The sequence below is a fragment of the Halorubrum cibi genome (assembly GCF_900182635.1).
Taxonomy (GTDB): Archaea; Halobacteriota; Halobacteria; order Halobacteriales; family Haloferacaceae; genus Halorubrum; species Halorubrum cibi.
Map to the genome: position 1 here is coordinate 92,282 of NZ_FXTD01000009.1, position 12,423 is coordinate 104,704.

General features: G+C 66.9%; 11 protein-coding genes and 1 tRNA gene. 6 read left to right on the forward strand and 6 right to left on the reverse strand.

The genetic code is table 11. The features are described from left to right. Positions 1 to 51: 51 nt before the first annotated feature. The gene (gene lonB, locus FN829_RS12395) at positions 52 to 2,346 is read right to left on the reverse strand and encodes an ATP-dependent protease LonB (RefSeq protein WP_142987280.1); all 2,295 of its coding nucleotides are present in this window, start codon (positions 2,344 to 2,346) and stop codon (positions 52 to 54) included. A 167-nt stretch (positions 2,347 to 2,513) separates the two neighbouring features. Here lonB and FN829_RS12400 point away from each other — a divergent pair, with 167 nt between their 5' ends. Together FN829_RS12400 and FN829_RS12405 are read left to right on the forward strand one after the other, a co-directional pair. Continuing rightward, on the forward strand, positions 2,514 to 3,044 hold the full coding sequence (locus tag FN829_RS12400; RefSeq protein WP_142987281.1) for a nicotinamide-nucleotide adenylyltransferase: 531 nt from the start codon (positions 2,514 to 2,516) through the stop codon (positions 3,042 to 3,044). 136 nt (positions 3,045 to 3,180) lie between these two features. Then, a complete protein-coding gene (locus FN829_RS12405; RefSeq protein WP_142987282.1) occupies positions 3,181 to 4,023 on the forward strand; it encodes an SAM hydrolase/SAM-dependent halogenase family protein in 843 nt (280 codons plus the stop codon). Between the two features lie 30 nt (positions 4,024 to 4,053). Here the strand turns inward: FN829_RS12405 and FN829_RS12410 are convergent, their stop codons facing one another. Then, positions 4,054 to 4,521, reverse strand: a complete 468-nt coding sequence (locus FN829_RS12410) for a DUF5793 family protein (protein WP_142987283.1) — start codon at positions 4,519 to 4,521, stop codon at positions 4,054 to 4,056. Positions 4,522 to 4,648: 127 nt separating this feature from the next. Between FN829_RS12410 and FN829_RS12415 the strand changes: the two genes are divergently transcribed. From FN829_RS12415 to FN829_RS12425, 3 genes are all read left to right on the forward strand, one after another. Continuing rightward, on the forward strand, positions 4,649 to 6,292 hold the full coding sequence (locus tag FN829_RS12415; RefSeq protein WP_142987284.1) for a type II/IV secretion system ATPase subunit: 1,644 nt from the start codon (positions 4,649 to 4,651) through the stop codon (positions 6,290 to 6,292). Beyond that, positions 6,289 to 8,493, forward strand: coding sequence for a type II secretion system F family protein (locus FN829_RS12420; RefSeq protein ID WP_142987285.1), 2,205 nt, complete (start codon positions 6,289 to 6,291; stop codon positions 8,491 to 8,493). The genes FN829_RS12415 and FN829_RS12420 overlap by 4 nt, the downstream gene beginning before the upstream one ends. Positions 8,494 to 8,569: 76 nt before the next feature. Continuing rightward, complete coding sequence (locus tag FN829_RS12425) at positions 8,570 to 9,223, forward strand: class I SAM-dependent methyltransferase (RefSeq protein WP_142987286.1); 654 nt, start codon at positions 8,570 to 8,572, stop codon at positions 9,221 to 9,223. Between the two features lie 115 nt (positions 9,224 to 9,338). Here FN829_RS12425 and FN829_RS12430 read toward each other — a convergent pair whose 3' ends face one another. The 3 genes from FN829_RS12430 to FN829_RS12440 form a co-directional block, all read right to left on the reverse strand. Further along, positions 9,339 to 9,629 carry a hypothetical protein gene (locus tag FN829_RS12430; RefSeq protein ID WP_142987287.1) on the reverse strand — a complete coding sequence of 97 codons (291 nt, stop codon included), beginning with the start codon at positions 9,627 to 9,629 and terminating at the stop codon, positions 9,339 to 9,341. A 14-nt stretch (positions 9,630 to 9,643) separates the two neighbouring features. Continuing rightward, the gene (locus FN829_RS12435; RefSeq protein ID WP_142987288.1) at positions 9,644 to 10,168 is read right to left on the reverse strand and encodes a DoxX family protein; all 525 of its coding nucleotides are present in this window, start codon (positions 10,166 to 10,168) and stop codon (positions 9,644 to 9,646) included. Between the two features lie 195 nt (positions 10,169 to 10,363). Continuing rightward, a complete protein-coding gene (locus FN829_RS12440; protein ID WP_142987289.1) occupies positions 10,364 to 10,774 on the reverse strand; it encodes a helix-turn-helix domain-containing protein in 411 nt (136 codons plus the stop codon). A gap of 164 nt (positions 10,775 to 10,938) precedes the next feature. Between FN829_RS12440 and FN829_RS12445 the strand changes: the two genes are divergently transcribed. Beyond that, positions 10,939 to 11,009: transfer RNA gene (locus FN829_RS12445), tRNA-Gly, on the forward strand. A gap of 316 nt (positions 11,010 to 11,325) precedes the next feature. Here the strand turns inward: FN829_RS12445 and FN829_RS12450 are convergent. After that, positions 11,326 to 12,201 (reverse strand): hypothetical protein, encoded by an 876-nt coding sequence (locus tag FN829_RS12450; protein ID WP_142987290.1) that lies wholly within the window; start codon positions 12,199 to 12,201, stop codon positions 11,326 to 11,328. Positions 12,202 to 12,423 lie beyond the last annotated feature (222 nt).

A 12,423-nucleotide genomic window follows, 5' to 3' on the forward strand; every position in this document is an offset into this window, starting at 1 on the left:
TTCTCGACCGTACAAAAAGGGGCGGGGAACGGCCGAGGCCGTACGGAGGCGCTACTGCGGGCTCGGACTGGATGGACTCGAGACGCCCTGGTCTTTCAGCGCCGAGCCGGTGATCGACTTGAGCCGGGAGACGAGCGAGTCCTTCTCGGCTTCGCCCTCCAGGGCGATATCGAGCACCTCGCTGATGTGGCTCACCGGAATGACCTCGATCATGTCCTCGTACTCCTCCTCGATCATCACGTCCTGCTCGTTGGCCTGCGGGATGATCACCCGCGTACAGCCGGCCTTCGCGGCCGCCTCGATCTTGTGGGTGACGCCGCCGACGGGGAGCACGTCCCCGCGCACCGACAGCGACCCCGTCATCGCGAGGCTCTGGTCGACGCCGACGTTCTCCAGTGCGCTGATCACCGCGGTCGCGACCGTGATGGACGCGCTGTCCCCGTCCACGCCCTGCTGGCCCGCCTGGACGAACTGGATGTGGATGTCCATCTCCGAGATGTTCTCGTCGGAGAACTTCTTGATGATAGCGGAGACGTTCGAGACCGACTCCTGGGCCATCTCCTTCAGCTGACCCGTGGCGATGACCTCGCCCGGCCCCTGCGAGGGCGCGACCTCGGCCATCACCGGGAGCATGATCCCGGAGTCCTCGCCCATCACGGCGAGCCCGTTGACGCGGCCGACGACGTAGCCGTCCGAGACCTGTAGCTCGTAGTCCTTCCGGCGCTCGATGAAGTCGTCGGCGAGCTGCTGTTCGATGGAGCGCGAGCGCCCCTTCGCGGACAGCACGTGCTCGCGGGTGGTGAACTCGGCGTCCTCGCCGCGGGCGATGTCGCCGGCGACGCGGACGAGCCCGCCGAGGTTCCGGAAGTGAAGCGTCAGGTGACCCTTCCGCCCGGAGCGGCGTTTGGCCTCGAGGATGACCTCCTCGATCGCCTCCGCCGTGAACTCCGGCAGCCGACCGTCCTTGGCGACCTCCTGGGCGATGAACCGCACGTACTGGCGGCGCATCTCGGGGGTGTCCTCGATGGTGTCCTCCATGTACACCTCGTAGCCGTACCCCTTGATCCGGGAGCGCAGCGCCGGGTGCATGTTCTCCATCGCGTCGAGGTTCCCGGCCGCGATCATGACGAAGTCCGTCGGGACGGGCTCGGTCTGGACCATCGCGCCCGAGGAGCGCTCGGACTGGCCCGTGATCGAGAACTCGCCCTCCTGGATCGCCGTCATGAGGTGCTGCTGGCTCCGGATGTCGAGCGTGTTGATCTCGTCGATGAACAACACGCCTTTGTTCGCCTTGTGGATCGCGCCGGCCTCGACGCGGTCGTGGCTCGGCGTCTCCATCCCGCCGGACTGGAACGGGTCGTGTCGCACGTCGCCGAGGAGCGCGCCGGCGTGTGCGCCCGTCGAGTCGCGGAACGGCGCGGACTTGGTGTCCGCGTTGTTCACGAGCAGGTTCGGAATCATCGCGTCCGAGCCGCGGTTCAGGTAGCGGAAGACCAAGTAGACGACCCCGGCGGCGATGATGCCGACGAGGATCTGGCCGACGATGATGAGCGCGTAGCCCAACACGACGGCGATGATGATCCACATGAGAAGCGACCGCATCTGGTTGCGCTTGCGGGCCTCCTCCTTGTGGGCGTCGACGATCTGTTCGCCCTTGCCGGCCGGGACGGTCCGGACCTTCGGCTTGTTGCCGTCGTCGGGGTTGTGATACACCAGGACGTCCTGAAGCTCCTCCTTGGGGAGGAGTTCGGACATCGCCTTCGCGAGCATCGACTTCCCGGTCCCGGGCGAGCCGATCATCATCACGTGGCGGCGCTGTTTGGCCGCCTTGATGATCACGTCGCGGGCGTGTTCCTGCCCGATCACCTGGTCGACGAGCCGGTCGGGGATCGAGATCTCGGAGGTGGTGTCGATCTTGAGTCCCCCGAGCAGGTCGTCCTCGTCGGGGTCCTCATCGATCTCCGCGCCCTCGACCTCGACGGTGCTGCCGAGGTCGTCGATCCCGCCGTCGTCGGGGTCGTCGCTCTCGTCCTCGACGGACTCGAGTCCCCCGTCTCCGGGGTCGATCCCGTTCTCGTCGAGGTCGTCCCCGACGACAGAGGCGTCGCCGTCGGTCGGGTCCTCCTCGACCGGGGCGACCTCGGGCTCGCGGAACCCGTCGTCGATCGGGTCCGATTCCGTGTGATCCGCCCCACCTCCGGAGCGGCCCCGACGCTCCTCGTCGGGGGCGTCCTCGCCGTTCTCGGTCGGACGCCGGACGTCCTCGTCCGGCTCCTCCGACGCGGAGTCGTCCGGGGGCGCGGCGTCCTCCTCCGGCGGGTCGTTCGTGTCCTTCTCGTTGCTCATAGAATCGATATCCGTTACCCGAACGGAAGGGTCGGCTACTGATATACTTTCTCCCCGCGACACTCGCGCCCCAACGCGTTAGACCTCCGATATCGGCATATAACGCCCGTATACGTCGGCGTTCGGGTCCCACGGGGTTTATAAATTCGACACCACATCGTGTACGCATGCGGGGTTTTTACATCGGGCGGTACCAGCCGTTTCACGACGGCCACCGACACATGGTCGAGGAGATAGCCGAGGAGGTCGACGAGCTGGTGTTGGGGATCGGTTCCGCCGGCGACTCGCACACGACCCGTAACCCCTTCACCGCCGGAGAGCGGGTGATGATGGTCACGAAGGCCGTCCAGGACCTCGACGTCACCACCTACGTCGTCCCCATCGAGGACCTCGACCGCAACTCGGTGTGGGTCAGCCACGTCCGGAGCATGACCCCGCGGTTCGACGTGGCGTACTCGAATAACCCTCTCGTCGTGCGGCTCTTCGAGGAGGCCGGCGTCGAGGTTCGCCAGTCGCCGATGTTCCGCCGCGACGTCCTGGAGGGGACGGAACTCCGGGAGCGCATGATCCGCGGGGGCGACTGGGACGTCCTCGTTCCCGACGCCGTCGTCGACGTGATCGAGGAGGTCGGCGGCGCCGAACGCATCCGTCGGATCGCCGAGACCGACTCGAACGGCGGCGATCCCTCGGACCAGTAGCTCGATCACCGCGGTTCGGGCGCGATGACCGTCCTCGAGGCGCCGCCACCGGATCGACTTATACACGTTGTCGGCGCTGGTCGCTCGGGAGACGCCGTCCGTCCCTTTTAAGCGTCCGCCGGACGCCGACTCCGGTATGATCACGCTCACCTCCGACTTCGGCTCGCCGTACCCCGCCGCGATGAAGGGCGTCATCCGCCGGCACACGGACGCCGAACTGATCGACGTCGCCCACGATCTGCCGCGCGGCGACCCGCGCGCGGCCGCGTTCTGGCTCCGATTCGTTCTCCCGGAGTTCCCGCCCGCGGTCCACTGCGCCGTGATCGACCCCGGCGTGGGGACGGACCGCGACGCCATCGTCGTCCGCGCCGGCTCGCACGCCATCGTCGCGCCCGACAACGGCCTCGCGATGCCTCCGGCGCGGGCGCTGGCGGCCGAGGAGTCCGATATCGAGGCGTGGAGCATCGCGGTCGACGACCCGGCGAGCGAGACGTTCCACGGCCGCGACGTGTTCGCGCCGACCGCCGCACGCGTCCGAGAAGCCGTCGACGAGCGAGCGGCCGGCGAGGAGTCGATCGCGACCGACCCCGAGGCGGTCGCCGACGCGCTCGATGCCATGGACGACCTCTCGCCCGCGAGCGACCCCTTCGACCTCGTCTTCCCGGAGCCGAGCGTCGAGCGCGACGGCGACGGCGACGCCGCCGCGATCGACGGGGAGGTGCTCGCGATCGACCGCTTCGGTAACGTGATAACCAACGTCCCCGGCGAACTGGTCCGCGGGCGCGACTGGGTCCGCGTCGACGGCGACCTCACGCCGGTCGCGGAGACGTTCGGCGCGGTCGATCCCGGCGAGCGACTCGTCACCGTGGGCAGCCACGGCTACGCGGAGTGCGACGTCAACGACGGCCGCGGGGACGGGGCGTTCGACTTGCGGCCGGGCGATTCGGTGCGGTTCGTCGCCGACAACGTCAGTCTGTGATCCGGGGCGTCGAGACGGGACGGACCGAAATCACAGTTCGACGCCCGAGGGGATCAGGCTCTCGCTCCGGAGGAGGTTCCCCTCGTGGTCGTACACGAGGAACGTCTCCTTGTCGTAGCTCACGAGGCGATCGCCGTCGATGTCTATCTCGACGCGGTAGCGCGCGTCGTCGCCGTCGGCGGCGTTGACGGATTCACGCGCCGCGCGGATGAAGGGGAGCACGTCGTTTGCGGTCTCGTTGAGTTCGAGGACGAAATCGCCCGTGAACCGGTTCGTCACGCCGACGACGCCCTCGGCGTCGCCGCTCTCGAGCGGCTCGCGGAGCCGGAAGGCCACGTCGATCGCGCCCGCGGAGAGCAGGTCGCCGTCCGCGTTCGAGAGCCGATCGCGTAACAGCCCCTCCGGTCCGTGGAAGTCGATGCGAACCAGCGGGGTCGTCGGCTCGCCGGCGTCGTTTCCGACGCCCTCGACGGTCAACTCGAAGTAGTCACGCCGCATTGCCTGCCTGACGCTTAGCGGCCCGTCCGTATGAACGTAACGGGCACCCCACGATCGGGGACTCGCAGATCCGATAATCGACGAGGTCCTTTTAACTCGGTGCCGTGTGTACACCGGTACGACAACGATGGCGGGGGACGCACAGACGGCGGGAGACACGGGCGCGGAGAGGGCCGGAGACGCCGTCGAGGCGCTCCGCCGACGACTCGAGCGCACGTGGGAGATGCTCCGAGGGTCGGAGCTCGCGGTCCGCCCGTTCAGGCCGGCCGAGGACGGGCCGCTCGCCGCCTTCACCGCGCCGCCGGACGAGCGCGAGGTCGACCGCTACTGGGTGAACGCGCCGTACGCGTACGTCGTGATCACCTACGACGAGGTCGAGAGCGAACACCGCTACTACGCGGTCGAGCCCGACCTCGACGAGTTCGAGCGGGAGCTGCTCGACCGCGTCGCCGACGACATCCGTGACCCCCTCCTCTACCGCGAGGGGACCGGTCGAACCGACGAGGAGACGCTCCGGGCCGAACTCGAGTCGCTGCTCGAGGGGTACGGCGTCGAGGCCGGGATGGACACGTTCCACTCGCTCGCGTACTACCTCTACCGCGACTTCCGCGGGTTCGGAAAGGTCGACCCGCTGTTGAACGACGACCACATCGAGGACGTCTCCTGTGACGGGTACGATCTCCCGATCTTCGTCTACCACGACGAGTACACCGACGTCGAGACGAACGTCTCGTTCCCGAAGGCGGAGCTCGACAACTACGTCATCCGGCTCGCCCAGCAGTCCGGCCGGCACGTCTCGGTCGGCGACCCGATGGTGGAGACGACGCTCCCCGACGGCTCGCGCGCCGAGCTCGCGCTCGGCGAGGAGGTCACCCCGCGTGGGTCGGCGTTCACCATCCGACAGTACGCCGACGAGCCGTTCACCCCGATCGACCTTATCGAGTACGGGACGTTCTCAGTCGAGCAGATGGCGTACTTCTGGCTCTGTATCGAGCACAACAAGAGCCTCATCTTCGCGGGCGGGACCGCCTCCGGGAAGACCACCTCGATGAACGCGGTCTCGATGTTCATCCCGCCGCGCGCGAAGGTGCTCTCGATCGAGGACACCCGCGAGCTCTCCCTGTATCACGACAACTGGCTCTCGTCGGTCACCCGCGAGCGACGCCACGAGGGCAACGACATCGACATGTACGACCTGCTGCGGTCGGCGCTGCGGCACCGCCCGGAGTACATCATCGTCGGCGAGGTCCGCGGCGCGGAGGCGATCACGCTGTTCCAGGCGATGAACACGGGACACACCACGTTCTCGACGATGCACGCCGACTCGATAGAGACCGTGATCAACCGGCTCGAGAACGACCCGATCAACGTCCCGCGCGCGATGGTCCAGTCGCTCGACATGCTCTCGGTCCAGACGCTGACGCGCTCGGACGACCAGCGGGTCAGGCGGGCGAAGACCATCGGCGAGATCGGCGGGATCGACCAACGGACCGGCGAGCTCGACTACTCCTCCGCGTTCGAGTGGCGAGCGGAGACCGACGAGTTCCGACGCAACGACTCGATGCTCCTCGAGGAGATACAGGAGGAGCGCGGGTGGACCCGATCGGAGCTGCTCCGGGAGGTCGACCGCCGCGAGCGGTTCCTCGAGCTGCTCTCGGAACTCGGCGTGAACGGGTACAGGCGGTTCACGGCGCTCGTTAACGAGTACTACGCCGATCCCGATCGGGTGATGGAGCGGCTCGAGGAGCGGGCGGGGACCGGTGGCGGATGATCGCGTACATCCCGCTCGTCCTCGCGGTCGTCTGCTGTCTCGCGCTCGCGGCGTCGCGGGCGGTCCCGCGGGCGGACCTGGTCGTCACGAGACTGGCGCTGTCGCTCTTCGGCGACTACGTCGCGAGCCGCGGTCGCAGGCAACGCGAGCGCGACCTGATGCGCGCCGCTCACGTCGGGGGGACTCACCGGGAGTACGCCTCGCGGACCCTGCTCTACGCCGGTGTTCTCGGCGTCGCCGGCGGCGTGATCGGCGTCTACCTCGCGGCCGCGGTCCTGACGGCGCTCGAGGTCGGCGGCGACCGCCTGAGTGAGGTCCTCCCCGACCCGCTCTCCTTCGTGGCCGGACTGACGCGGTTGACGGAGGTCGGTCTCCTCGAACTGTTCGTCCTCCTCGCGGTCGCCTCGGCGACCGCGGGCACGGCGCTCTCCGCCGGCGCGTACTACGCTCGCTGGGCGATTTTGAGCCAGCGAGCGACCGCCCGCGCCGCGGAGATCGACGCCACGCTCCCGCGGACGGTGGCGTTCGTGTACGCGCTCTCGCGGTCGGGAATGCCGTTCCCCCGAGTGATGGACACGCTCGCCGAGAACGAGGCGGTGTACGGCGAGGCCGCCACGGAACTGTCGGTCGCGGTCCGCGAGATGAACGCGTTCGGGACCGACGTGTTGACCGCGCTGCGACACACCGCGCGGCGGACACCGAGCGACGACCTCTCGGAGTTCGCCGAGAACCTCGCGTCGGTCCTCGGGACTGGTCGGTCGCTGTCGGCGTTCCTCAACGACCAGTACGAGCGCTATCAGGAGGAGGCCGAGACGAAACAGGAACAGTACCTCGAGCTGCTCTCGACGTTCGCGGAGGCGTACGTCACGACGCTCGTCGCCGGTCCGCTGTTTTTCATCACCATCCTCGTCGTGATCGGGCTCGTCTTGGAGGACACGCTCCCGCTCCTGCGCGTCGTCGTCTACGTCGCGGTCCCGCTGGCGACGTTCGGGTTCGCGGTGTACGTCGACAGCATCACCCAAGGGATCGGCGGCACCGAACGAATCCACGCGTCCGAGACGCTCCACGGTCGCACCGCCGGAGGTGACTTCGCCGGTCGCGACGACGACCGCGGCGGCAACGGTGACAGGGGCGGAACCGGAGACCGCAGGGATCACACGGCAGCCGCGACGACGACCTCGTCGCCCCGCTCTGACGGGGGGATCGTCGCCGACGGGTGGCAGGCGAGCCGCGAGCGGCTCCGAGCCTACGACCGGTTCCGCTCGGTCCGGGCGTGGGCGAGCTCGCCGGTCGAACACGTCCTGCGGTCTCCGGAGGCCGTCCTCGCCGTCGCCGTCCCGATCGCGATCCTCGGTGCGGCCGCCACCGTTCACCCGCTGTCGGCGGGAGAGCCGACGGAGATCGCTGCGCGGATCGACGCTCCGATCGTGGGCGCGTCCGCGTTCGTCCTCGCCGTATACGCGATCGTCTACGAGATCAGGAAGCGTCGGATCCGTCGCATCGAGGCGGCGATACCCGACTTCCTCGATCGGCTCGCCAGCGTCAACGAGGCGGGGACGTCGGTCGTCGCAAGCATCCGTCGCGTGGCCGGAACCGACCTCGATGCGCTGACGACCGACCTCGAGCGAACCCGCCGAGACATGGACTGGGGCGCCGACGTGACGTCGGCGCTCCACCGGTTGGAACACCGGGTCGCCTCGCCGATGACCTCACGGGCGGTCGTGCTCGTGACGAACGCGATACACGCGAGCGGCGACGTCGCTCCCGTCCTTCGGATCGCGGCCGACGAGGCGCGGGCGACGTGGACGCTCCGCCGGGAACGCAGACAGGTGATGTTGACGTACCTAATCGTCATCTACATCTCGTTTCTGGTGTTTCTCGGCGTGATAGCCGCGCTTTCGGTGTCGTTCATCCCCGCGATCGAGGAGGCGTCGGTCGCGGGAACGGCGTCCGGATCCGGAACCGGCGTCGGGACGGGCGCAGGCGGGGCGGGCGTCGGCGGAGGACTCGCCGCCGGACTCGGCGACATCGACGGGAACGCGTACGAGCGATTGTTCTTCCACGCGGCGGCGATCCAGGCGGTATGTTCGGGGATCGTCGCCGGACAGCTCGGCGAGGGGTCAGCCAAGGACGGCGCGAAACACGCCGCGATCCTGCTCACGTTGACGCTCGTCGCCTTCGCGGCGATGGGCGGGCTGTGAGCGCGGGGCGGCTCGGAGAGACGGAGACGGCGGGCGGGTCCACCGCACCTATATCCGTCGCCGCCGACCGGCGGGTATGGACCCGCAGTCGACGTACGACCGGATCGCCGGCCACTTCTCGAAGACGCGGGAGTACGCCTGGCCCGAGGTCGAGTCGTTCCTCGAGGGACGGCGCGTCGACCGCGCGCTCGACGTCGGCTGCGGGAACGGACGGCACACCGAACTTCTGGCCGACCGCGCGGAGAGGGCGGTCGGCGTCGACCTCAGCCACGGACTGCTCCGAGAGGCGGTGCGACGGGCGCGCGACCGCGGATTCGACGACCGGGCTGCGTTCGTCCACGGCGACGCGGCGGCGCTCCCGGTCGCGACGGACGCGATCGATCTCGCGGTGTACGTCGCCACGCTCCATCACCTCTCGCCGCGATCCGCGCGGGTCCGGAGTCTGGACGAACTGGCGCGCGCACTCCGTCCGGGCGGGGTCGCGCTCGTGAGCGCGTGGAGCACGGCCCACGACCGGTTCGACCGCGAGGAAGGGTTCGACACGACCGTCGACTGGACGCTCCCCGGCGGCGAGACGGTGCCCCGGTACTACCACGTCTACGACCCCGAGGAGTTCGAAACGGATCTCGCGGAGAGCGACCTCGTCGTCGACGACGTCGACGTCTCGAGCGGGAACTGCTACGGAACCGTTCGTGCGCCGGGGACGCGGACCCGCCGGTTCGACGGATAACCGTCGCGGCCTGGACGGACGGAGAGTCAGAAGAGCCGTAAAACCGGAACAGAAGAGCCGTAAAACCGGAAGGGCCGTAGAACCGGAATCGGAAGAGCCGTGCCGAAACGCGGCGTCAGTCGGCCGTCACGCCGGTCCGATCCGCCGTCCCCTCCGGCATCGGCGTCACGAGCCGGTAGGCCGCGTAGAGGCCGAGGACTCCGATCCCGGCGAGGACGAAGGCCGTCCGGAGCGTCGGGTCGAAGAGCGGGGTCGCGACCACCTCGCCCGCGTCGTTGGTTATCGGGACCGGACTGTAGGGTTGCCCGGCGAGGATCTCGATCACGCCGAGTACGACGATCCCCGTGAGCATCAGTCCGGCGCTCAGCGCCATCGCCGCCCTGTCGATGATGTCTGGTTGGGTCATTGGGTGTCACCTCCTCAGCCGAGCAGGTACCGCAGCTTCGGGTGTCGTTCGACGAACTCGGTGCGCTCGATGACCGCGTCGAGGCCGTGGTACCGGCCGGCGGCCAGCACCATCACGGTCAGGAACAACAGCAGGCCCATGAAGTCACCGTTGACGAGGCCGTTGCCGAAGCCGGCGTTGCCGATCCAGAACAGGACCATGAATATGGCCCCGCCGAACGCGGCGAGCCGGGTGACCGCGCCGGCCATGAGCGCCAGCCCGATCAGCGTCTCGAACAGCGGGACGCCGGGCTCGATGAGCCACGCGAGGTTGTTCCCCATCCAGACCGGGATGGGTCCGAGCGCCGTGCCGGTCATCTCCGACATGTACGCCGGACCGTAGGTGAACGCCAACCCGTTCTCGATGAGTTTCGTCACGCCGGCGTGGAAGAACCACCAGCCGGTGACGACGCGCAGGAACGCGACCCAGTAGGCGGTCCACGGGCCGTCCAGCGCGAACTCGACGTCGGTCGTCAGGGGATTCCCCGTTTGGTATGCCATGAGCGTCACCTCACGTGTGAAAGTTGGCTCGGAACCGAGTTATACTCCGGCGACGACTCCCGCCCGACGGGAAGCGTTCCGAGGGGGTGAGAACGCGAGATCGTCGAAGTCGACGGGTGATCACTTCGGTCGAACCCCAACGCGACCCGTCGATCGTTCGTAGTAGGTTTGAACTCCCCATGGCGAAAACAGGCACTAACGCTCCGGTCGTGGGGCGGTTTCGTATCGTTCGATCTCGTTGGTCTTCTCTATTCGCTCGTAGATCTCTCGAAGCGTCTCCCGTGCTCGAAGGAGCTTGTGGTCTTCGAGGAACTCCCGACCAGCGTCACTGATGCCGTAGAACTTGTAGGGCATGTCGTTCCGCCGTTCGTCCTCCGGTAGAAACACTTCCTCGGCGATGCCGGCATCGACGAGCTGCTGGAGGTGCTGGCGGATCGTCGTCCGGCTCTTACTCGGGTTGACGTAATCGAGTTCCTTCAGGGTCGGGAGTCCCGACGGATGGCCGAGGATGTCCTGGATCAGCGCGAATCGAGTCTCCTGTGTGACGACGCTGAGCTGCTCTCGAACCGATTCTGGATCGCTTGGCGGACGATCGGAGGTGCTCATACCCCGTTGTTGAAATGGTACGTCGAAAAGCGTTTCGCTCAAATACGAATTGGTTAAAAGCGAAGTAGAGCCTGTCGATTACTGAACTCGTAGGTACGCAGGGATCGACATCGACGACGCCAAAGGGTAAACTCCTTATTCCGGCACCGAATTCAAACAGACGCGCGCCGGTGGTCTAGTGGTAGGACCTGAGCCTTCCAAGCTCATGGCCCGGGTTCAAATCCCGGCCGGCGCATCCTCCCGGCACATGACGAACGAGGAGCGACAGCGACGAGTGAGTCCGTGCCGGGAGGATGCGCCGAGGGTTTGAACCCTGGAAGTCGCAGCCCGCGCAGCGAGCGAAGCGAGCGAGCAGGACCGTTTTCCTCCGGTTCAAATCCCGGCCGGCGCACTCCCTTCGGTCGTGCGCCGCCCGTACTCCCGCTCGCTCACCCAGTTCGCTCGCGAGAGTCCCGGCCGGCGCATTTCTCGAACGAAGTGAGAGGAATCGCCGAATGGGATTTGATCCCTATCAGTCGCGCGCAGCGAACGACCACGACGATCGAGGCCGGTTATTCTGATGGAATCGACGTGTCGTCCACGAACATCACGTTCCCTCCGTTACCGCCGATGCTCACGGTGGTTCGGTCGATACCGTCGGCGTCGTTGAAGAACGGGACGTCCTGCGCCCGCTCGGCTCCGTTCACGCGCACCACGCCGACGACGTTCTCGTCCCAATCGATCTCCTCAAGCGTCACGTGGAAGAACTCCTCGCTCGAGGGCCAAGGTAGCTCCGCCACGACCGCACCCTCCTCGATGTCGCTCGGCTGAGCTCCCGAGCCGTTGACCGCCAGGAAGCCGTTCGACCAGTTGTAGTTGACTCTGAACACGACCGTTCCGTCGATCTGCCACTCAGTGTAGGAGTCGGCGTATATCTCTCCGGTCTCCAGCGCGTGGGCAGTTTCCAGCGTCGTCGGTCGTTCAGCGGCACCGACGTTCTCCCACTTCGGATTATCGTCCGCATTGCCCTCGGCGAATTCGACGGACCACGAACCCGACGAACTCCGTCCTTGTGACGGTTCGAAACTCGACGTCAATTCCGGGGCCGGATCCCAATCCGAAGCGCTCCCGTCCTCGAAGTCGTCGATATCGAAGGCACCGCCCGAAGACGTATCCGAGTCTCCCCCCTCAGTAGAGTCTTGATCATCAGACGTGTCCTGCTCCTCGGAGGACTGTTGGTCCCCGTCGGACTGGCCGTCTCCCGACGACTGTTGTTCCTCCTCCGTCGTCTCTTGACCGTCGGAGGAGTTCCGGACGCCGGACGCTTCCCCCTCCGGCGTGTCATCCGACTGGATCCCGAGCAGCTCCTCTGCCCCGAGATAGAAACCGACCATGAGTCCGATGGATCCCGTTCCGACGTAACTCAAAAACTCGCGTCGAAGTCCCATATCATTCGGATTCGGAACAATACGGATAAACACGACGGAATATGTATAAATCAGTCCTATCGACACGTCAGTTGCGAACTGGATTTGCCGATCCACGGAATTCAATTGACGGACACACGTCAGAACAGATCGTCCGTCGTCTCGGCAGTCCGCAACGCTCCTAACGTCGTAGACCGAAGGGACTGCGGATACTTCATCTCGAGCGGGATCGCGTCTACCAAC

What these genes read in the sequence shown, in the direction of transcription:
- lonB (WP_142987280.1), bottom strand. Translation starts at nt 2,346, where the DNA reads ATGAGCAACGAGAAGGACACGAACGACCCGCCGGAGGAGGACGCCGCG.
- FN829_RS12400 (WP_142987281.1), top strand. Translation starts at nt 2,514, where the DNA reads ATGCGGGGTTTTTACATCGGGCGGTACCAGCCGTTTCACGACGGCCAC.
- FN829_RS12405 (WP_142987282.1), top strand. Translation starts at nt 3,181, where the DNA reads ATGATCACGCTCACCTCCGACTTCGGCTCGCCGTACCCCGCCGCGATG.
- FN829_RS12410 (WP_142987283.1), bottom strand. Translation starts at nt 4,521, where the DNA reads ATGCGGCGTGACTACTTCGAGTTGACCGTCGAGGGCGTCGGAAACGAC.
- FN829_RS12415 (WP_142987284.1), top strand. Translation starts at nt 4,649, where the DNA reads ATGGCGGGGGACGCACAGACGGCGGGAGACACGGGCGCGGAGAGGGCC.
- FN829_RS12420 (WP_142987285.1), top strand. Translation starts at nt 6,289, where the DNA reads ATGATCGCGTACATCCCGCTCGTCCTCGCGGTCGTCTGCTGTCTCGCG.
- FN829_RS12425 (WP_142987286.1), top strand. Translation starts at nt 8,570, where the DNA reads ATGGACCCGCAGTCGACGTACGACCGGATCGCCGGCCACTTCTCGAAG.
- FN829_RS12430 (WP_142987287.1), bottom strand. Translation starts at nt 9,629, where the DNA reads ATGACCCAACCAGACATCATCGACAGGGCGGCGATGGCGCTGAGCGCC.
- FN829_RS12435 (WP_142987288.1), bottom strand. Translation starts at nt 10,168, where the DNA reads ATGGCATACCAAACGGGGAATCCCCTGACGACCGACGTCGAGTTCGCG.
- FN829_RS12440 (WP_142987289.1), bottom strand. Translation starts at nt 10,774, where the DNA reads ATGAGCACCTCCGATCGTCCGCCAAGCGATCCAGAATCGGTTCGAGAG.
- FN829_RS12450 (WP_142987290.1), bottom strand. Translation starts at nt 12,201, where the DNA reads ATGGGACTTCGACGCGAGTTTTTGAGTTACGTCGGAACGGGATCCATC.